Origin of the sequence: Stenotrophomonas sp. YIM B06876, from assembly GCF_030711595.1 — a bacterium.
Taxonomy (GTDB): domain Bacteria; phylum Pseudomonadota; class Gammaproteobacteria; order Xanthomonadales; family Xanthomonadaceae; genus Stenotrophomonas.
Genome location: NZ_JAUJUJ010000374.1, coordinates 1 through 807 on the forward strand (window position 1 = coordinate 1; position 807 = coordinate 807).

An 807-nucleotide genomic window follows, 5' to 3' on the forward strand; every position below is an offset into this window, starting at 1 on the left:
GTCGCGGCCTGGGGCTGGTTTCGACCATCCCAGGCTGGAATCCTCGGGCGCCATGTTCCAGATGTTTTTCAGCAGGCGTGCGGCTTGGCCGCGCAGCTGCGGGGTGCCTTTCAAAATGGCGTTGTGGAACTCTTCCAGAATCAACAGCCGAACACGGCGGGCATGCATGGCCTGCAAGAAATCCGCTTCCAGTTTGCCCAGCCCTGGCCGTTTTTCTTTCAGCACGACTTTGCCCAGGCGCGCGAGCAGATGTGTCAACATCGAATTCGCATCCGCCTTGGCATCGGCCGCATAGCGCAACACAGGGCTTATTGGCTGTATCCCGGCTGTGGCAGCCCATGGCTCGCGCTGAACCCAATCAAGGAAGTTGGAGGCCAACACATCCAGACCATGGGTTTTGCCAACGCCTGAACTGCCCATGAGAATCAGGCCTTGAGAGTTCCGGCCGCGCAGCNCGGCCGCATAGCGCAACACAGGGCTTATTGGCTGTATCCCGGCTGTGGCAGCCCATGGCTCGCGCTGAACCCAATCAAGGAAGTTGGAGGCCAACACATCCAGACCATGGGTTTTGCCAACGCCTGAACTGCCCATGAGAATCAGGCCTTGAGAGTTCCGGCCGCGCAGCAGCTCTTCGTACGACAGCAAAACGCTGTCGAGCAGGTCGCGCTGGAACGTGAGCAAATATTCAGGCTTCGTCGTCAAGCTCTGACCCCTTCAAGAGTTCGTCCAGCGAAAGTGATGGGGTGGCGAGCGGGCGGGCCGCCGGCGGCATGGCGGCTGCCTGGGTCACGGCCTGGATTTCTTTAC

At 60.0% G+C, this 807-nt stretch carries 1 protein-coding gene; it reads right to left on the reverse strand.

What is annotated here, in order from left to right:
• The coding region (locus QZH66_RS17405; protein ID WP_305807095.1) for a TniB family NTP-binding protein at window positions 1–702 on the reverse strand (702 nt) is incomplete at its 3' end.
• Window positions 703–807 lie beyond the last annotated feature (105 nt).